This is a genomic window from Komagataeibacter sucrofermentans DSM 15973 (assembly GCF_040581405.1).
GTDB classification, from domain to species: domain Bacteria; phylum Pseudomonadota; class Alphaproteobacteria; order Acetobacterales; family Acetobacteraceae; genus Komagataeibacter; species Komagataeibacter sucrofermentans.
On the sequence record NZ_CP137157.1, the window covers coordinates 2,277,369 to 2,296,434 of the forward strand.

Here is a 19,066-nt window from a genome sequence, read left to right on the forward strand (position 1 = left end):
AAAGGTTTTTGGCGCCGCCTTTTTTCAAAAAGGCGGCGTTCTTCGAAGCCTAAAAAAAAGCTTCACCAAAAACTTTTAGCTGACCAAAGCCCTCAGGTGACGGCTTCACGCCCCATGGCCAGGAATTTTTCGCGGCGCTGCGCCTTGAGCAGCACCGGATCCTTGGCCAGCAGGCCGGGCAGTTCGGCGGCAATGGCGTCGCCCACCGCGCGGATGGCGGCCTTGGGGTCACGCTGCGCGCCACCAAGCGGCTCGGGAATGATCCGGTCGATCAGCCGCAACTGGAGCAGATCCTGCGCCGTGATCTTGAGCGCATCGGCTGCGGTGGCGGCCTGCTTGGGGTCGCGCCACAGGATGGAGGCGCAGGCTTCGGGCGAGATGACGGAATAGATGGCGTGCTCGAGCATCATCACCCGGTCACCCGCGCCAAGGGCCACGGCGCCGCCGGAGCCACCCTCGCCAATCACGGTGGCGATGACGGGCACCGGCACGTTCAGGCAGGTCTCGATGGAGCGGGCAATGGCTTCCGCCTGGCCACGGGCTTCGGCATCGATGCCGGGCCACGCGCCCGATGTATCGATAAAGGTCAGGACCGGCAGGCCGAATCGCCCCGCCAGCTTCATCAGGCGCTGGGCCTTGCGGTAGCCCTCGGGCCGGGCCATGCCGAAATTGTGCTTGAGGCGGGTCTCGATCTCGGCGCCGCGCTCGGTGCCGATCACGACCACGGGCTGGTCATTGAACCGGCCCACGCCGCCAATGATGGCCTTGTCATCGCCAAACAGCCGGTCACCCGCCAGCGGCGAGAACTCGGTAATCAGCGCATCGATGTAATCGACCGTGTGCGGGCGCTGGGCGTGACGGGCCACCTGCACCTTCTGCCACGGGGTCAGCTTGGCGTAGGCCGTACGCAGCTGCCGGTCGGCTTTTTCGCTCAACCGGGTGATCTCTTCCGCGATGTTGATCCCGTCCGGACCGGACATCCTGCGAAGTTCGTCGATCTTGTTCTCAAGCTCGGCGACCGACTTTTCGAAATCTAGAAACTGGCGCATGCGCTGCCGATAGCACAGCCTGCGTGCCAGCCAAACATTTTCACGCACGGAATTCGGCCTGCCATGCATTTTTGTCCATTCCGCCCTGCCTGCCGTGGCGCGCGGATACCCGCTGGCAGCCCTTTAATCCGCGCTGTCATGCTCGTGTGCCAGCGGGTGGTGCCGGGCCACGGCATCACGCAGGCGGTCGAGCATGACGTGGGTATAGATCTGGGTGGTGGCGATATCCGCATGGCCGAGCAGCACCTGCAACGCGCGCAGATCCGCCCCGTGGGCCAGCAGGTGGGTCGCGAAGGAATGGCGCAGCACATGCGGCGACAGGCGTTGCGGGTCCAGCCCCGCGCGCAGCGCCACATCGTGCAGGATGCGGTCGAATCCCTGCCGGGTCATGGGCTGGCGCGCGCTGCGGCCGGGAAACAGGTACGGGCTTTCGCGCCCGGCATCGAGCGCCATCAGCGCACGCGCCGCCTCACGCGCGCGGGCCGACATGGGCACCATCCGCTCGCGCCCGCCCTTGCCGCGCACCAGCATCATGCCCGGCGCCGCATCAAGCGCGCGGCGGGGCAGCGACAGCAGTTCCGATATGCGCAGGCCCGAGGCATAGAGCATCTCAAGGGCGGCGCGCGCCACCATGAGCCTGCGCCTGCGCGCGGGGGTTGCATCGGGCTCGGGCACGCAGGCGGCCAGCAGTTCCGTGACCTCGGGCTCGGACAGGAATCGCGGCAGCGGCGTATCGAGCCGGGGCGCTTCAAGCAGGGCGGCGGGGTTGTCGGGCCGCATGCCCTCACGGGCCAGAAACAGGAAATACTGCTTGAGGCACGACAGCCTGCGCGCCTGCGTGCGCGCAGCCAAGCCCTGCCGCGCAAGCCCCGAAAGGTAGTCGCGCAGGTCACTCTCGCCCGCCGTGAGCGGCGTTACGCCGCGGGCGTGCAGGCCAGCATTCATATCCGCCAGATCGCGGGTATAGGCGCGGATGGTGTTCAGCGCCGCCCCGCGCTCGGCGGCCTGCATCTCGATAAAGGCATCAACGCCGCTTGCGCTCACCCTGCCCCCCGTCTGCTCAGCCCGGCGCCAGCGGGGCTACCGGCAGCGGGGCGGGCGCGCCGAGTGCCGGCAGGGCGGCAGGTGGCGGCGGGGCGGCGAAGGGCACATCCTTGTGCACATCCTCCTGCACCAGTGCGGGCGGAAAGGCCCCGAGCGCGAAAAAGCCCCCGATCACGCACAGGGCCAGAACACTGGCCAGGGCAATAACAATACGGATCATTCAACCGCTTTCCTATGCTGCGAACCCCGGCGGCCCCACGACCAGGCGCGCAAGCGTGCTGCCTCACCCACGCGGGGCTGGCCCTGACCACGGACTCTACCGGTCCTGTCCTGCTGTATGTTAGGTTGCGCGGCATGTCACGCCAGATTCCCCCCATTCGGCCCCAGCCGGAGTCCGCATCCCTTGCCATCCCCCTTGACCTGAACGCCGTTGGCCCCGCCAGCCCCCGGCAGCCGGGCAGCGGGCGCACCGTCGTGCTGGTCGGGCTGATGGGCGCGGGTAAGACCACGATCGGCCGCCTGCTGGCCGCGCGCCTGGGCGTGCCCTTTGTCGATTCGGATGAGGAAATCGAGCGCGCCGCAGGCTGCACCATAGCCGACCTGTTCCAGCGCTATGGCGAGGCCGAGTTCCGCCGGGGCGAGCGGCTGGTCATCCGCCGCCTGCTGTCCGGGCCGCCGGTGGTGCTGGCCACGGGCGGCGGCGCTTTCATGGATGGACGGACGCGCGCGAGCGTGCGCGAGCATGCCGTCTCGATCTGGCTGCGCTGCCCGCTCGATGTGCTGGTGCAGCGCGTGGCCGACCGCACGCACCGCCCGCTGCTCAACAACGCAACGCCGCATGCCGTGCTGGCCGACCTTATGCGCCTGCGCCACCCGGTCTATGCAGAGGCGGACATTATCGTTGATTGTGGAGATGACAACGTGGAACACAGCGCCGACCATGTGCTGCACGCCCTGCAGCACAACCAGCAGCCCCTGCGCGTGCCCGTGCGGCTCGACCGCGCCAGCTACGAGGTGCTGATCGGCCCCGACGTGATCCGCCGCGCGGGCGCGCTGCTGGCCCCGGTGCTGCCCCAGAAGCGCGTGATGGTGATTACCGACACCACCGTTTCGCCCCTGCACCTGCCCCGCCTGCTTGAAGCCCTGGCCGAGACCGGCATCCGCGCCGAGACCATCACCATCCCCCCCGGCGAAGGCTCAAAGAGCATCAGCCAGTACGAGCGCGTGACCAACGCCCTGCTCGAGGCGCATGTCGAGCGCGGCACCACGGTCGTGGCGCTTGGGGGCGGCGTGGTGGGCGACCTTTCGGGTTTCTGCGCCGCCACCACGCTGCGCGGCCTGCCGTTTGTGCAGATTCCGACCACGCTGCTCTCGCAGGTGGATTCATCGGTGGGTGGCAAGACCGGCATCAACACGCCCTTTGGCAAGAACCTGCTCGGCGCGTTTCACCAGCCCATCGCGGTGCTGGCCGATACCTCCACGCTCGCCACCCTGCCCGTGCGGGAACTGAAGGCCGGTTACGCCGAGATCGTGAAATCGGGCCTGCTGGGCGATGCGGGGCTGTTTGACTGGTGCGAGCGCCATGGTGCTGCCGTGCTGGCGGGCGATCCGGCCATGCAGGCCGAGGCCATCCGCCTCGCCTGCGCCTTCAAGGCGCGCGTGGTGGTGGCCGATGAGCGCGAGGAGCGCAAGACCGATGGACGCGCCCTGCTCAACCTTGGCCACACCTTCGGCCACGCGCTGGAAGCCGAGATGGGCTATGACGGCAGCCTGCTGCATGGCGAGGCGGTCTCGATCGGGCTGCGGCTGGCGTTCATGCTGTCCGTCCGGCTGGGCTACTGCCCGGCCGAGGATCTCGCGCGCGTCACCCACCACCTCGAGCGCCTGTCCATGCCCGCGCGCATAGGCGATACGGGGCGCAATTTCTCCGCCGCCCAGCTTGTGCGCAACATGCAGTGCGACAAGAAGATGCGCGATGGCCGCCTGTCCTTCGTGCTGGTGCGCGGCATTGGCCGGGGCTTTACCTGCCGCGACGTGCCCGACGAGACCGTGCTCGAGGTGCTGCGCGCGGATGGCTGCACGCCCTGAGGCCTCCCGCCTGATGCGCTGCCGGGGCCTGTGATATTCCGGTCACAGCCCCGTCCGCACCGATATTACGCCCCGTCACATTTACCTTATTTCAATCCTTGCCCCGCAAAACGATCCTGCCATGGATTGATGCGGATGAATGCGATAACGCACCCTGCCCTGACATCCCGCTGGCACTGAATGGCGGCGCATGCGCCGCCCGGATCAACCCGTATCAGGCCAGTGTGGAACATGCCCCCATCTCCACCAAATAAAGAAGGCGTCTGATCAAGCATCAAGGACGGGACCATGCGTCTTCGCGCGGCACTGCTGGCGACTGCATTGACGACAACACCGGTCATGGCCGCCATGGCCACGACCATCACCGGGCCTTACGTCGATATCGGCGGCGGCTATGACCTGACCCAGACACAGCACATGCATTCCTATGATGGGCAGGGCGTAAGCGAGTTCAACAAGAACTTAAATCTGCCCCCTGAGGAAGCAAAGTTCCTCGACTCTACAGTATCTCCGGCAACCCACGCCCGTGAAACCATGCATCATGGCGCGGGCTGGACCGGTTTTGCCTCCTTCGGCTGGGGCTTTGGCAACGGCCTGCGCGCGGAAGTGGAAGGGGCCTATAACTGGTCGGAAACCACCCGCTACACCACCACGTCCTATGGCGGCGGCCACGGCAAGACCAATGGCGCCGACCGCTCCTATGGTGGCTTTGTCAACGTGCTGTATGACATCGACCTCAAGCGCCTGTTCGGCATCGACGTGCCCGTAACGCCTTTCATCGGCGTGGGTGCGGGCTATCTGTGGCAGACCGTGAATGATGAAACGCCCCTCGCGAGCAGCATCATAAACGTGCGCCATAACGGCACCAATGGCAGCTTCGCCTATCAGGGCATTGTCGGCGCGGCCTATGACATTCCCGGCGTGCCGGGCCTGCAGATGACCACCGAATACCGCATGATTGGCCAGGTGGAATCCTTCAGCAACGGCAATCTTGGCCAGACCGTGATCAACGCCAGCAACCAGCCGGTGAACGACCACGATTCCATCCGTTACGACCACCGCTTCAACCACCAGTTCATCGTGGGCGTGCGCTATGCGTTCAATACCGCGCCACCTCCCCCGCCGCCCGCGCCCGCCATCGTGCCGCCCGCGCCAGTCGCGGCCCGCACCTACCTGGTGTTCTTCGACTGGGATGGCGCGGCCCTGACCCAGCGCGCGCGCGCCATCGTGGCGCAGGCGGCGCAGGCCTCAAGCCACGTGCAGACCACGCGACTTGAAGTAAACGGTTATACTGATAACTCCGCCGCCCATCCCGGCCCGCGTGGTGAGAAATATAACCTTGGCCTTTCACTGCACCGGGCGGAGAGCGTGAAGGCCGAGCTGATCCGTGATGGCGTGGCGGCCAGCGCCATCGACATTCATGGCTATGGCGAGGGCCACCCCCTCGTGCCGACCGGCCCGGACACGCGCGAGCCGCAGAACCGCCGGGTGGAAATCATCCTGCACTAGGCCTGAGCGCAATATACTGAAAAAAATGGAGAATCCGGCACGGGTCGCATCTGCCCGCAATCCGTGCCGGAGAATCCATTTCCGGCCCCGAAACGGGTTGGAAAAGACCTTCCGTTTACACCATTGTCCTATGCAAAATGAGGGGGGCTGGAAAAGCAGTTCAAAAAAATCCTTATAAAATCAGGGTTTTTTATAGACTGCTGCAAAGGGGACTGAAAGATATGTGTTTTTTTTGCCACACCTGCCCCGCATGGCGCATTTTGCCCATTCTCAAGCCGGGCCAGACAGGCTAATCCCCGCTTCATAGCTTGCGGGTAATCTCAGGCTGCCCTGTCTCGGGGCAAATCCCATTGCCCGATCACAAGACGGGGCTCTGCCCTGCAACAACAGATTAAGGACTGAAACATGCGTCTTCGCGCAGCGTTACTGGCAACCAGCCTGCTGGCAGCGACACCGTTCGCAGCCAAAGCCACGACCATCACCGGCCCGTATGTCGATATCGGCGGCGGCTACAACCTGACCCAGACCCAGCACATGCGCCCCGGCGGCACGGATGATGGCAACGGCTATGGTCGCGTTGGCCACCGTCATGGCTGGACCGGCTTCGGCTCGGTTGGCTGGGGCTTCGGCAACGGCCTGCGTGCTGAAGTTGAAGGCGCCTATAACTGGTCGGAAATCTATCGCAAGAGCGGTAGCGACAAGGGCAGCGACCGCTCCTATGGCGGTTTCATCAACGTGCTGTATGACATCGACCTGAAGCGTCTGTTCAACATCGATGTGCCTGTCACGCCGTTCGTCGGTGTCGGTGCCGGTTACCTGTGGCAGAACGTGAACAGCAACACCATGGTCGCCATGGGTGGCGCTGGCAGCCCGAACGCCCGCCTGCACGGCACCAATGGCAGCTTCGCCTACCAGGGTATCGTCGGTGCGGCCTATGACATTCCGGGCGTGCCCGGCCTGCAGATGACCACCGAATACCGCATGGTTGGCCAGGTCGAGTCCTTCGGCATGGGCTACATCAAGGGTGCAGCAACTGATGGCAGCAGCGGCGGCGTGCGCTTCGACCACCGCTTCAACCACCAGTTCATCGTAGGCGTCCGCTACGCGTTCAACAACGCGCCGCCGCCGCCGCCGCCGGCTCCCGCCGTCGTGCCGCCCGCACCGACCGCAGCCCGCACCTACCTGGTGTTCTTCGACTGGGACGGCGCAGCCCTGACCGGCCGCTCGCGTGAGATCGTGGCCGAAGCCGCACAGGCTTCCACCCACGTCCAGACCACGCGCATCGAGGTCAACGGCTACACCGATAACACCTCCGCCCATCCGGGTCCGCGCGGTGAGAAGTACAACCTTGGCCTGTCCATGCGCCGTGCTGACAGCGTGAAGGCTGAACTGATCCGTGACGGCGTGCCCGCCAACGCCATCGACATCCATGGCTACGGCGAAGCCCACCCGCTGGTGCCCACCGGTCCTGACACCCGTGAGCCCCAGAACCGTCGCGTCGAGATCATCCTGCACTGATCCCGACCCTATCGGTCAAAGGAAAGGGAGCCTCTGGGCTCCCTTTTTTTGTTTTTGAAACTTTGTTTAATGTTGTCAGAAGAGCCAGCACGACTGTGTTCTTCATGCCACAAAATCTGCAAAATCTTTTGCCATAAGATTGTTTGAAACAGTTAAAATCCTATATAAGTCACTGTTATAAAATAAAAAAATCTTCACCGCCTGTTAATCCACGCCGCATGTTACCTTTGTGCACGGCTGGAACAGCGGGCAACGCGGAACCACATGTCTGGCATCGTGTTTAAGTGAACAGATCGATTAATCATCGCATCACGGCAATGATGTCGTTTACAAAGAAGTAATAACATGAGGAAGGACCACCAGATGCGTCTCCGCTCTGCCCTGCTGGCAACCAGCCTGCTTGCAGCGACACCGTTCGCAGCTAAAGCCACGACCATTACTGGCCCGTATGTCGATATCGGCGGCGGCTACAACCTGACCCAGACCCAGCACATGCGCCCCGGCGGCACGGATGATGGCAACGGCTATGGCCGCGTTGGCCACCGTCATGGCTGGACCGGCTTCGGCTCGGTTGGCTGGGGCTTCGGCAACGGCCTGCGTGCTGAAGTTGAAGGCGCCTATAACTGGTCGGAAATCTATCGCAAGAGCGGTAGCGACAAGGGCAGCGACCGCTCCTATGGCGGTTTCATCAACGTGCTGTATGACATCGACCTGAAGCGCCTGTTCAACATCGATGTGCCTGTCACGCCGTTCGTCGGTGTCGGTGCCGGTTACCTGTGGCAGAACGTGAACAGCAACACCATGGTCGCCATGGGTGGCGCTGGCAGCCCGAACGCCCGCCTGCACGGCACCAATGGCAGCTTCGCCTACCAGGGTATCGTCGGTGCGGCCTATGACATTCCGGGCGTGCCCGGCCTGCAGATGACCACCGAATACCGCATGGTTGGCCAGGTCGAGTCCTTCGGCATGGGCTACATCAAGGGTGCAGCAACTGATGGCAGCAGCGGCGGCGTGCGCTTCGACCACCGCTTCAACCACCAGTTCATCGTAGGCGTCCGCTACGCGTTCAACAACGCGCCGCCGCCGCCGCCGCCGGCTCCCGCCGTCGTGCCGCCCGCACCGACCGCAGCCCGCACCTACCTGGTGTTCTTCGACTGGGACGGCGCAGCCCTGACCGGCCGCTCGCGTGAGATCGTGGCCGAAGCCGCACAGGCTTCCACCCACGTCCAGACCACGCGCATCGAGGTCAACGGCTACACCGATAACACCTCCGCCCATCCGGGTCCGCGCGGTGAGAAGTACAACCTTGGCCTGTCCATGCGCCGTGCTGACAGCGTGAAGGCTGAACTGATCCGTGACGGCGTGCCCGCCAACGCCATCGACATCCATGGCTACGGCGAAGCCCACCCGCTGGTGCCCACCGGTCCTGACACCCGTGAGCCCCAGAACCGTCGCGTCGAGATCATCCTGCACTGATCATATTAAAGGAAAGGGCGCAAAAAGCGCCCTTTTCTCTTTTTCCGGCCCGTTAATTATTCTATCAGACAGCCATTACGGGCCGGGCAATGCTTTGACATCAGTTTATTCCGCCAGCCTGCTTTCCCGGCAATGAAGGGTCATTCTGTGTTCAAAATCCGCTCTGAAAAGCTGCAGCAATTCATCAAATTCGGAATTGTTGGCGTATTGGGGCTGGGGTGGGACACCGCAACGCTTTATGGCCTGCGCCCCTTTGTGGGGCTGACCACGGCCACCATCGCCGCCTATTTCATTGCCGCCTCGATCAACTGGCTGATCAACCGGCTCTGGACCTTTCGCAAGGCAGGGAACCAGCACCATTTCTTCATTCAGTGGCTGCGCTTCCTTGCGGGTAACGCGCTGGGCTTTTTCCTGAACCGTGGCTGCGTGTTCATGCTGTTCCACACATCCCCGGTGTTCAAGGCCTATCCGTTCCTGGCGCTGGCAGCGGGTTCAGTGGCGGGCATGATGGCGAACTTCCATATCAGCCGCAAAATGGTCTTCCATTCCACGCCCTCCGCCACACCACAGAAAACAGCCGAAATCCTGCCCTTTCACGCCGAACGCCCCGTGCCCCAGAATGCAGTCTCGAGCCGCACCGCCGTGGTAAACGCACGCAACAAGGTCGGGTAACGCGCCTGCGCCCCATAGCGGGTGGCCAGCGCATCAAGCTGGCGAATGCCGTCTTCCACCAGTTGCGTATATTCATCCCCCCCATAAAGCGCGATCCATGACCAGTACGGATTGCCCTCGCGCCGTGTTAGCGGGCTTGCATGCAGCCGCGCGCCGACCTCCGCATAGCCGATCAGGCATGGGGCCATGGTCACCATCAGGTCAAGCAGATCACCCGTCTGGGCGCGGTCAAGTATAAAGCGGCTATAGGCAAGTAATTCGAGCGATTCTTCCGCGCTTTGCAGCGCCGCTTCTTCTATGCCCCACTGGCGGCAATAACCCACATGCATGGCCAGTTCGGTGTCGAGTATGCCCGCCATCAGGCTTGCGGCATGGCGCATGTCAGCCACCGTATCGGCCTTGTACACCGCCAGCGCGCAGGCGCGGGCATACTGGATGAGGTACAGGTAGTCCTGGATCAGGAAATTGCGGAACGCCCCGGGCGGCAATGTGCCATCCGCCACGCCGCGCACGAAGGGGTGGCGCACGAAGTCCAGCCACTGCGCCATGCAGTCACGGCGCAGGCGGCCCGCAAGCCCCGTGGTCAGCAGGGGCCAGTTACGTTCGGCCTGCCATTCATCGTCCATGTTCCGTCCTTTCATGCTGGGGTGCGTGCATGTCACGCATTCGCCATCTGGGGTTTACGCGCATGTTGGCACTTCCGGTCTGGTGCTACGTGCGCTAGGTGAATGAATCCGGTTTTACATCTATATCTTTCAATACAGGATCGTCTGTTTCCCGCCATGCCCACAACAAACGACATTCGTGCCACCTTCCTCGACTATTTTGCGGGGAACGGGCATCAGATCGTGCCGTCCTCGTCACTGGTGCCGCATAACGATCCGACGCTGCTCTTTACCAATGCGGGTATGGTGCAGTTCAAGAACGTGTTCACCGGGCAGGAAACGCGCCCCTACTCCCGCGCCACCACGGCCCAGAAGGTCGTGCGCGCAGGCGGCAAGCACAACGACCTGGACAATGTGGGCTACACCGCCCGCCATCATACCTTCTTCGAGATGATGGGGAATTTCTCGTTCGGGGACTATTTCAAGGCGGAAGCCATCGAACTGGCCTGGAAGCTGGTCACGGGCACCTTCGGCCTCCCCAAGGAAAAGCTGCTCACCACCGTCTATGCCGATGACGAGGAAGCAGCCGCCCTGTGGCGCAAGATCGCCGGCCTGTCCGATGACCGGATCATCCGCATCCCCACCTCCGACAATTTCTGGCGCATGGGCGATACCGGACCCTGCGGCCCGTGCTCGGAAATCTTCTACGACCACGGCCCCGAAGTGGCGGGTGGCCCGCCCGGCTCGCCGGATGAGGATGGCGACCGGTTTACCGAAATCTGGAACCTCGTGTTCATGCAGTATTTCGAGAACCCGCCCGGCACCCGCTCGCCGCTGCCGCGCCCGTCGATTGATACCGGGCTGGGGCTCGAACGCTTTGCCGCCATCCTGCAGGGCAAGCGCGACAATTATGATACCGACACCTTCCGCGCGCTGATCCTGGCCTCGGCCGAGGTCACGGGGCAGGACCCCGATGGCCCGTTCAACGCCAGCCACCGCGTGGTGGCCGACCACCTGCGCTCGACCTCGTTTCTGATTGCCGATGGCGTGCTGCCATCCAAGGACGGGCGTGGCTACGTGCTGCGCCGCATCATGCGCCGCGCCATGCGCCACCTGCACCTGATGGGCACGACGGAGCCGACCTTCTACAGGCTCGTCCCCGCGCTGATCCGGCAGATGGGCGAGGCCTATCCCGAACTGATCCACGCCCGCGCCCTGATCGAGGAGACGATGAAGGGCGAGGAACTGCGCTTCAAGGCGATGCTCGACCGTGGCCTGTCGCTGCTGGCCGACGAGACCGAACGCCTCGGCGATGGCGCACCCCTGCCCGGCGATGTCGCCTTCAAGCTGTATGACACCTTCGGCTTCCCGCTTGACCTGACACAGGATGCCCTGCGCGGCACCAGCCACGGCGTGGACGTGGAAGGCTTCAACGAGGCCATGGACGTGCAGCGCAAGCGCGCCCGCGCCGCCTGGAGTGGCTCGGGCGACAGTGCAACCGAGACCGTGTGGTTCGAGGCCCGCGACACTTTCGGCGCGACCGAGTTCCTGGGCTACACCACCGAGACCTCGGATGCCGAGGTGCAGACAGTGGTGGTGGATAACGCGCAGGTCGAAGCCGCAGGCCCCGGCACGAAAATTGCCCTGCTGCTCAACCAGACCCCCTTCTATGGCGAAAGCGGCGGCCAGGTAGGCGATACCGGCACCATCACGGCGCCCGGCCTGCACATCGCCATCACCGATACCCAGAAGAAACTGGGCGACCTGCTGGTGCATTACGGCACCGTCATCGAAGGCACGGTCAAACCCGGCATGGCCGTGACCGCGCAAGTCGATCACGCTCGCCGCAGCGCCATCCGCGCCCACCATTCGGCAACGCACCTGCTGCACGAGGCCCTGCGCCGCCGCCTTGGCGCGCATGTGACCCAGAAGGGCAGCCTGAACGCGCCCGACCGCCTGCGCTTTGACGTAAGCCAGCCCCGCCCCATCACGCCGGAGGAACTGGCCGAGATCGAGGCCGAGGTGAATGCCCGCATCCGCGAGAACACGGATGTCACCACGCGGAGCATGACGCCCGAAGAAGCCATCGAGCAGGGTGCCATGGCCCTGTTTGGCGAGAAATATGGCGATGAGGTTCGCGTCGTGTCGATGGGCGGGCCGGAAGAAGGCCGCGCGGGCTGGTCGATCGAACTGTGCGGGGGCACGCATGTGCGCCGCACGGGTGATATCGGGCTGTTCCGCATCACGTCAGAAAGTGGCGTGTCGTCCGGCGTGCGCCGCATCGAGGCGGTAACCGGCCTTGCCGCGCAGACCGCGACGCTGGCCACCGAGGAACGGCTGAACCAGATCGCCGCCATGCTGCGCGTGCCCGCAGCCGAAACCCCGGAGCGCCTGGCCGTGGTGCTGGAAGAACGCAAGGCGATGGAGCGCCAGATTTCCGACCTGCAGCGCAAGCTGGCCTCGGGCAGCCAGGCCGCTACGAGCATTGTGGAAATCGATGGCATCAGGCTCGATGCCCGCAACGTGGGCGAACTGCCGCCCAAGGAACTCAAGCCACTGGCGGATTCGCTGCGCAAGGAAATCGGCTCGGGCGTGATCGCGCTCGTCTCGACCGCCGATGGCAAGGGCAGCATTGTCGTTGCCGCAACGCCGGACCTTGCCGAGAAGGTCGACGCCGTAACCCTGGTGCGCGCGGCAAGTGCTGCCATGGATGGCAAGGGCGGCGGCGGCCGGCGCGACATGGCGCAGGCCGGTGGCCCGGACATCAGCAAGGCCGATGCAGCACTTGAGGCCGTGCGCACAGCCCTGGCGCAGGCCGCCACCGCCTGATCCGACGGCCCAAAGTTTCCATACGCCAATGCAACGGCGCACCTCGGTGCGCCGTTGTGCTGTACGGAACATGCCGCAAGGCAGAAATACTTCAATGCATAAAGTTAATATTCATTAACTATATTATGATAACATAGTATTTCCGTATAACTTCATAGCGAAACAAATGGGACTGCCAGATGTTTTCATGATATAGATGAAGCGGGACATGCCTCTGACCGGTGCATTGCCCCTTGATGCCACGACAGGACATGACTTCACACCGGTCCGGACATTCAGGTGACAGGATATTACAATGGCCCATACCAATACTGCCCGGGAAACCCTCATCGACCTGCTGCACGGGGTGGAGCGTTTCAACACCGAAGTCTTTCCCCAGAATCGTGACCTCTTCGCCAGCCTGGCCGAGAGCCAGTCCCCCGATACGCTGTTCATCGCCTGCGCCGACAGCCGGGTGAACCCCAGCATGATCACCCAGACCCAGCCGGGTGACCTGTTCGTGCTGCGCAATATCGGCAATATCGTGCCTGCCTATGGCGAGATGCTCGGCGGCGTGTCATCGGCCATCGAATACGCGGTCAGCGCGCTCAAGGTGTCGCACATCATCGTGTGCGGCCATTCCAACTGCGGCGCGATGAAGGCCCTGCTCGACCCGCAGGCCAGCCACCTCGACAAGATGCCCACCGTGGCAAGCTGGCTGCGCAATGCCGAGGCCGCGCGCGCCGTGCTTGAGGCCACCGATGCCGGGCCCGCCACCGTGCGCAGCCTGTCCGAGCAGAACGTGCAGCTCCAGATCGCGCATCTGCGCACCCACCCTGCCGTGGCGGCGGGGCTTGCCCGCGGCACCCTGACGTTGCAGGGATGGTTCTATGATATTGCCAGCGGGGAAGTGGTGGTGCTCGATGAAACCTCGCGCACCTTCATCCATGTCGATGAAGCCATCGCCAAGCTGCGCGCCCAGCAGGCCAGCGACGCCACGGCGTAACCCCCTGCCATGGCCAGCCGCCGCACTGGCGGGGCTGGCCATGATCTGGGCTGCCTGTCCCGCATGGGCGGCAGGCAGCCTGAAGGTTTCAACATGGAACCTGGAATGGCTGACCACGCGCGCGCAGGGCGACCCCGCCCTGCCGCCCGATGTCAGGCCCCGCACGGCAGCTGACATGGCGCGGCTGGCGCATTATGCCACCCGCCTCGCCCCCGATATCGCGGCACTTGAGGAAGTAGACGACCCGGTGCTTGCCGCCCGGCTGTTTCCTGCGCCCGCCTATCATATCTTCATAACGGATGAACCGGTGGTGCAGCGCGTCGCCGCCGCCGTGCGCGCTGACCTGACTGTCGTGCGCCACCCCGATGTCACGGCGCTCGATGTCTATGCTGCCGATGCGCCGCGCCACCTGCGCGCGGGGCTGGACCTGACCGTCGGCACGGGTGCTGACAGCCTGCGCGTGCTTGTGGTGCACCTCAAGGCCGGATGCCGCGATTCAGGCCCCACCGACCGCAGGCCCGCCTGCGCCACCCTGCGGCGGCAGATGACCGTGGTGGAGGACTGGATCATGGAGCGGCAGGATGAAGGCGAGGCCTTTGTCGTACTGGGCGATTTCAACCGCCTGCTCGCCCCTGATGACCCGATGCTGCATGGTTTAAGCGAAAACGGTCCCCTCACGCTGGCTACCGCAGGCCATGCCAGCCCGTGCGGGGCGGGAACCTATTTCATCGATCATCTCATTATGGGTGGCGCGGCCCGCGACTGGCTTCAGCCGGACAGCCTGCGCGTGATGCTCTATCGCGACCGGGCGCAGGACGGCACCGCCCACCTGTCCGATCACTGCCCGGTCTCGGCACGGCTTTCGCTCCCCTGATGGGCAGGCAGTCCTTATTCCGGCCAGATGCCCGAAGCATGCAGGGCGCTCCACCCCACCATCACCACGATCAGCACAAACACCACGGCACCCATGAGCTGGAACAGTTCCTTATAGGGCATGAACGGGGGCGCTGCCGCCGCGTCGGCCGCGGCCTGGGTGGTGGCCACGGCATCATGCGGGGTGGCGACAACCTGCGTCTGGGCCTCGGGCACGGGGCCGGGATCGGGGGTCGTGCTCGCGGCCAGCGACGCTTCATCTTCCTGCACGGCCTCATGCAGGGCCTCAACCGGGTGTTCCACCCCTACGGGCACAGCGGACTGCGCCACCACGGCCGGATCCTGATCGGGGGTATCGGTCATTGACGCTGTACTCCTGCTTTGGCCAAGTCTATGCCATATAGGACAGCCCGGCACGATAACGAGGGCACAGGATAGGACATCCCGTGCCATACTGCCACATGCCCCATGAACAGGAGAGATGCATGCCAGCCCTGAAACCGACCCGCCGGGAGTGCCTTGCCGCGCTGGCCGCCAGCCTGCTGCCCGTGGCCCTGCCCGGCATGGCCCATGCGGGCACGCCGCTGCGCATCGGCATGATCGGGGCGGGGCATGTCGGCGCCACGCTGGGGCGGTTATGGACGCGGGCGGGCCATCAGGTCATGTTCAGCGCACTCGATCACGGGGAAGCGGAAAAACGGGCATCGGCGTTCTATCCCCTCGCCCGCGCGGGCACGGTGCAGGAGGCCGCGAAGTTTGGCGATGCCGTGGTGCTGGCCGTGCCCTATGGCGCCCTGCCACAGCTTGGCCACACGATCGGCTCCATCGTGGGCTCGAAGCCGCTGATCGATGTCACCAACCCCTATGGCTGGCGCGATGGCAAGATCGGGCGGCTGGCGCTGCGCAACGGGGCGGGGCTGACCACGCAGTCGCTCTTCCCTGCCGCCTCCGTGGTGCGGGCCTTCAATTCCGAGGACATGACCACGCTTGCCGCCCAGACATGGCGCACGCCGCCCCGCCTGGCCCTGCCCATGGCGGGCGACGTGATCCAGGCGCTGTACACGGCGGGCTGGCTGATCCATGACGCGGGGTTTGATCCGGTCATGGCGGGCCCGCTTTCAACGGCGAAGCTGTTCCAGCCCGGCGGCCCGGCCTTCGAGGCGCAGATGAACGCCACCGACCTGCGCCACCTGCTTGGCGTGACAGCCAACAACCCCGTTGACCGCGCGCTTGCCAGTCAGTTCGCAGGCGGGATGTAATTCGCCTGCCGCAGCGCGAAGCCGAACTGCACCCAGCCAATGCCCGCGGCGATCAGCTCAACGGCAATGAACGTGCCGATCAGCCACAGCCCCGACCACGGCAGGGTTATGTACAGGCACACACCCACCAGCAGGCTGATCAGCCCGCCAAGCAGGATGAACCACCACCCCTGCAGCCCGCGCTGCTGGAACGCCATGATGATGCGCGCGATGCCCGATATCACCAGGCAGGCGGAAATGAAGATGGTGATGACCATGGAGCCGGTGCTCGGCTCCTCCATCATCATCGTGCCCGCAAGGATATAGAGCGCGCCGCCCGCAATCGACATGAGCCGCCCGTTCCAGTCGCGCACCACGAAGGCGTGCACGAGCTGCACCGTGCCCGCCACGAACAGAAGCACGCCAAACAGGATGGTGCTGGCCAGCGAGACCGCCAGCGCATCCACCCATGCCATGATGCCCAGGCCGAACGAGATCGCACCCAGCCCCACAAACAGCGGCCAGCGCTGCGTAAGTGACGTATCCATTGACTGAAGTTCCTCCTGATTATTGATGGATGGATTCATCCGAGATGCTGTCCGTTTCATAACAGGCGGCCCCCCTGATGCGATACAGGCTTTGTGGCAATGATTGACACGCACCCCCCGGTACTTCTATACGCGCCCGACTGCCGGGAACGTGGACGATACGGCTGGTGCCCATGGGTGATTGCTCCCCGGTGCCGGTAATACGGATCGCGCCCGCCCTGTTCATGGGGAACAGGGCCTACCGGTGCCACACCATGGCCCGTGGCTCAGCCACAGGCCGTGCAGACAGAAGAGAAGAGAGCGCACCATGAGCAAGCGCCTTGAGAGCAAGTATAAAATCAACCGCCGCCTTGGCGTAAACCTGTGGGGCCGCGCCAAGTCGCCGGTCAACAAGCGCGAGTATGGCCCCGGCCAGCACGGCCAGCGCCGCAAGCAGAAGCCCTCTGACTTCTCCGTGCAGCTGATGGCCAAGCAGAAGCTCAAGGGCTACTACGGCAACATCGGCGAGAAGCAGTTCCGCAAGTATTACGATGAGGCCGTGCGCCGCAAGGGTGATACCTCCGAGAACCTGATCGACCTGCTCGAGCGCCGCCTCGATGCGGTGGTGTACCGCCTGAAGTTCGCGATCACCCCGTTTGCCGCGCGTCAGTTCATCAGCCACGGCCACATCACGGTCAATGGCCGCAAGGTCAACATCCCCTCCTTCCTGGTGCGTGATGGCGACGTGATCGAAGTGCGCGAGAAGTCCAAGCAGCTCGCCATCGTGCTCGATGCCGCCCAGAGCGGCGAGCGTGACGTGCCGGAATACATGGAAGTGGACCACCGCCAGATGAAGGGCTCCTTCCTGCGCAGCCCCAAGCTGTCGGATGTGCCCTATCCGGTGCAGATGGAACCGAACCTGGTCATCGAATTCTACTCTCGCTGATCAAGTCCCGGAACCGGGCAGGCGTGACGCCGGGCGTGGGGATTTTTCCCTGCGTCCGGCGTCCGCGTTTCTGGCCCCTGCCCGCTTCCGCCTCCCTTCCGCCAGGCCAGCCGCAGGAATGGACAAGACCGTGACCGCCACCGCCGCCGAAACCCCGCTTGCCGCCGAGATTACCCGCAGGCGCACCTTTGCCATCATCTCGCACCCTGATGCGGGCAAGACCACGCTGACCGAGCGCATCCTGCGCGCGGGTGGCGCGATCCAGATGGCGGGCAACGTACGGGCCAAGGGCGAGCGGCGGCGCACGCGCTCGGACTGGATGGGAATCGAGCGCGACCGTGGCATTTCGGTCGTGACCTCGGTCATGACGTTCGAATATGGCGGCTGCATCTTCAACCTGCTCGACACGCCGGGCCATGAAGACTTCTCGGAAGATACCTACCGCACGCTGACGGCGGTGGACGCCGCCGTGATGGTGATCGACGCCGCCAAGGGCATCGAGGCCCGCACGCGCAAGCTGTTCGAGATCTGCCGCCTGCGCGATATTCCCATCGTCACCTTCATCAACAAGATGGACCGCGAAGCGCAGGACCCGTTTGCCCTGCTCGATGAAATCTCGTCCTCGCTGGCCCTTGATGTCTCGCCCGCCACGTGGCCGGTGGGCCGTGCCGCCAAGTTTGTCGGCACCTACGACATCCATAAACGCGAACTGCATGTGACCGAGGAACTCGACCAAAGCGACCCGCGCATGGTGCAGCTTGGCGAGGAACTCGAACTCGTTGAAGCCGCCTTGCCGGAATTCGACCTTGAAAGCTTCAATGCAGGCCATCTGACGCCGGTTTTCTTCGGCAGTGCGATGAAAGAAATCGGCGTGACCGACCTGCTCGACGCGCTGGCCGCCTTCGGCCCGCCCCCGCGCGACCAGGCCACCGAGACGCGTAATGTCCGCGCCGATGAACCGGCACTCACCGCGCTGGTGTTCAAGATCCAGGCCAACATGGACCCCAACCACCGCGACCGCATGGCCTTTGCGCGCATCTGCTCGGGCAAGCTGCAGCGCGGCATGCGACTCAAGCACGTGCGCATTGGCAAGCAGTTCGCACTGCACACGCCGCAGTTCTTCTTTGCCCGTGACCGGCAACTGGCCGAGGAAGCCTTTGCGGGCGACGTGGTGGGGATTCCCAACCACGGCACGCTGCGTATTGGCGACACGCTGACCGAGGGCGAGGATCTGCGCTTTACCGGCGTGCCCTATTTCGCGCCCGAAATCCTGCGCCGCGTGCGGCTCGATGATGCGATGAAGGCCAAGAAGCTGCGCCAGGCCTTGACCGAACTGGCCGAGGAAGGCGTGGTCCAGCTTTTCCGCCCGCAGGATGGCGCGCCGCCCATCGTGGGCGTGGTCGGCACGCTGCAGCTTGATGTGCTGCAATCGCGCCTCAAGGGTGAATACGGGGTGGCCATCGGATTCGAGTCGACGCCGTATAACCTCGCCCGCTGGGTCACCGGCCCGCGTGACAGGCTGGAAGCGTTCTGCATGGCCAACCGCACGGCCATGGCGGATGATATTGATGGCGACCCGGTCTTTCTCGCCTCATCGGCGTTCATGATGAAGCGCACGGCGGAAGGCAACCCGGAGCTTACGTTCCATGACATCAAGCAGATCGGCCAGGAAATCGGCTGACCGCGCGGGCAAGGCCCTTATGGGGT

Annotated in this window: 17 protein-coding genes; 11 read left to right on the plus strand and 6 right to left on the minus strand. The window is 64.2% G+C overall.

Annotated features, from left to right (window positions below; all coding sequences use genetic code 11):
* Positions 1 to 92: 92 nt before the first annotated feature.
* The 3 genes from R5N89_RS10825 to R5N89_RS10835 all read right to left on the minus strand — a co-directional run bounded on the left by R5N89_RS10825 (position 93) and on the right by R5N89_RS10835 (position 2,313).
* Entirely contained in the window at positions 93 to 1,049 is a 957-nt protein-coding gene (locus R5N89_RS10825; protein ID WP_110566931.1) for an acetyl-CoA carboxylase carboxyltransferase subunit alpha, read from the minus strand.
* Positions 1,050 to 1,172: 123 nt separating this feature from the next.
* Entirely contained in the window at positions 1,173 to 2,093 is a 921-nt protein-coding gene (locus tag R5N89_RS10830) for a tyrosine recombinase (protein WP_110566704.1), read from the minus strand.
* Between the two features lie 16 nt (positions 2,094 to 2,109).
* Positions 2,110 to 2,313, minus strand: a complete 204-nt coding sequence (locus R5N89_RS10835) for a hypothetical protein (RefSeq protein ID WP_110566706.1) — start codon at positions 2,311 to 2,313, stop codon at positions 2,110 to 2,112.
* A gap of 134 nt (positions 2,314 to 2,447) precedes the next feature.
* Between R5N89_RS10835 and aroB the strand changes: the two genes are divergently transcribed.
* The 5 genes from aroB (at position 2,448) to R5N89_RS10860 (ending at position 9,356) form a co-directional block, all read left to right on the plus strand.
* Entirely contained in the window at positions 2,448 to 4,181 is a 1,734-nt protein-coding gene (aroB, locus tag R5N89_RS10840; RefSeq protein WP_110566708.1) for a 3-dehydroquinate synthase, read from the plus strand.
* 288 nt (positions 4,182 to 4,469) lie between these two features.
* Positions 4,470 to 5,690 (plus strand): OmpA family protein, encoded by a 1,221-nt coding sequence (locus R5N89_RS10845; RefSeq protein ID WP_110566710.1) that lies wholly within the window; start codon positions 4,470 to 4,472, stop codon positions 5,688 to 5,690.
* A gap of 405 nt (positions 5,691 to 6,095) precedes the next feature.
* Positions 6,096 to 7,208 carry an OmpA family protein gene (locus tag R5N89_RS10850; protein ID WP_110566712.1) on the plus strand — a complete coding sequence of 371 codons (1,113 nt, stop codon included), beginning with the start codon at positions 6,096 to 6,098 and terminating at the stop codon, positions 7,206 to 7,208.
* A gap of 363 nt (positions 7,209 to 7,571) precedes the next feature.
* Positions 7,572 to 8,684, plus strand: a complete 1,113-nt coding sequence (locus R5N89_RS10855; protein WP_110566714.1) for an OmpA family protein — start codon at positions 7,572 to 7,574, stop codon at positions 8,682 to 8,684.
* A 132-nt stretch (positions 8,685 to 8,816) separates the two neighbouring features.
* On the plus strand, positions 8,817 to 9,356 hold the full coding sequence (locus tag R5N89_RS10860) for a GtrA family protein (protein ID WP_244192022.1): 540 nt from the start codon (positions 8,817 to 8,819) through the stop codon (positions 9,354 to 9,356).
* On the opposite strand, the gene tenA is transcribed toward R5N89_RS10860, so the two are convergent.
* The gene (tenA, locus tag R5N89_RS10865; protein WP_110566716.1) at positions 9,278 to 9,982 is read right to left on the minus strand and encodes a thiaminase II; all 705 of its coding nucleotides are present in this window, start codon (positions 9,980 to 9,982) and stop codon (positions 9,278 to 9,280) included. The two genes, R5N89_RS10860 and tenA, sit on opposite strands and share 79 nt — an antisense overlap.
* Before the next feature lie 156 nt (positions 9,983 to 10,138).
* On the opposite strand from tenA, the gene alaS reads away from it, so the two are divergent.
* The 3 genes from alaS (at position 10,139) to R5N89_RS10880 (ending at position 14,649) form a co-directional block, all read left to right on the plus strand.
* Positions 10,139 to 12,790, plus strand: coding sequence for an alanine--tRNA ligase (gene alaS / locus R5N89_RS10870; RefSeq protein ID WP_110566718.1), 2,652 nt, complete (start codon positions 10,139 to 10,141; stop codon positions 12,788 to 12,790).
* Between the two features lie 295 nt (positions 12,791 to 13,085).
* Positions 13,086 to 13,775, plus strand: coding sequence for a carbonic anhydrase (locus R5N89_RS10875; RefSeq protein WP_110566720.1), 690 nt, complete (start codon positions 13,086 to 13,088; stop codon positions 13,773 to 13,775).
* A gap of 40 nt (positions 13,776 to 13,815) precedes the next feature.
* Positions 13,816 to 14,649 (plus strand): endonuclease/exonuclease/phosphatase family protein, encoded by an 834-nt coding sequence (locus R5N89_RS10880; RefSeq protein ID WP_110566722.1) that lies wholly within the window; start codon positions 13,816 to 13,818, stop codon positions 14,647 to 14,649.
* Between the two features lie 14 nt (positions 14,650 to 14,663).
* Here the strand turns inward: R5N89_RS10880 and R5N89_RS10885 are convergent, their stop codons facing one another.
* Positions 14,664 to 15,011, minus strand: coding sequence for a hypothetical protein (locus R5N89_RS10885; protein WP_110566724.1), 348 nt, complete (start codon positions 15,009 to 15,011; stop codon positions 14,664 to 14,666).
* 122 nt (positions 15,012 to 15,133) lie between these two features.
* Here R5N89_RS10885 and R5N89_RS10890 point away from each other — a divergent pair, with 122 nt between their 5' ends.
* Positions 15,134 to 15,907 carry an NADPH-dependent F420 reductase gene (locus tag R5N89_RS10890; RefSeq protein WP_110566726.1) on the plus strand — a complete coding sequence of 258 codons (774 nt, stop codon included), beginning with the start codon at positions 15,134 to 15,136 and terminating at the stop codon, positions 15,905 to 15,907.
* Here the strand turns inward: R5N89_RS10890 and R5N89_RS10895 are convergent.
* A complete protein-coding gene (locus R5N89_RS10895; RefSeq protein ID WP_110566728.1) occupies positions 15,886 to 16,434 on the minus strand; it encodes an HdeD family acid-resistance protein in 549 nt (182 codons plus the stop codon). The two genes, R5N89_RS10890 and R5N89_RS10895, sit on opposite strands and share 22 nt — an antisense overlap.
* Before the next feature lie 307 nt (positions 16,435 to 16,741).
* Between R5N89_RS10895 and rpsD the strand changes: the two genes are divergently transcribed.
* Positions 16,742 to 17,359 carry a 30S ribosomal protein S4 gene (rpsD, locus tag R5N89_RS10900; RefSeq protein ID WP_025437534.1) on the plus strand — a complete coding sequence of 206 codons (618 nt, stop codon included), beginning with the start codon at positions 16,742 to 16,744 and terminating at the stop codon, positions 17,357 to 17,359.
* 118 nt (positions 17,360 to 17,477) lie between these two features.
* Positions 17,478 to 19,040, plus strand: a complete 1,563-nt coding sequence (locus R5N89_RS10905; protein WP_110566730.1) for a peptide chain release factor 3 — start codon at positions 17,478 to 17,480, stop codon at positions 19,038 to 19,040.
* The last annotated feature ends 26 nt before the right edge of the window (positions 19,041 to 19,066 follow it).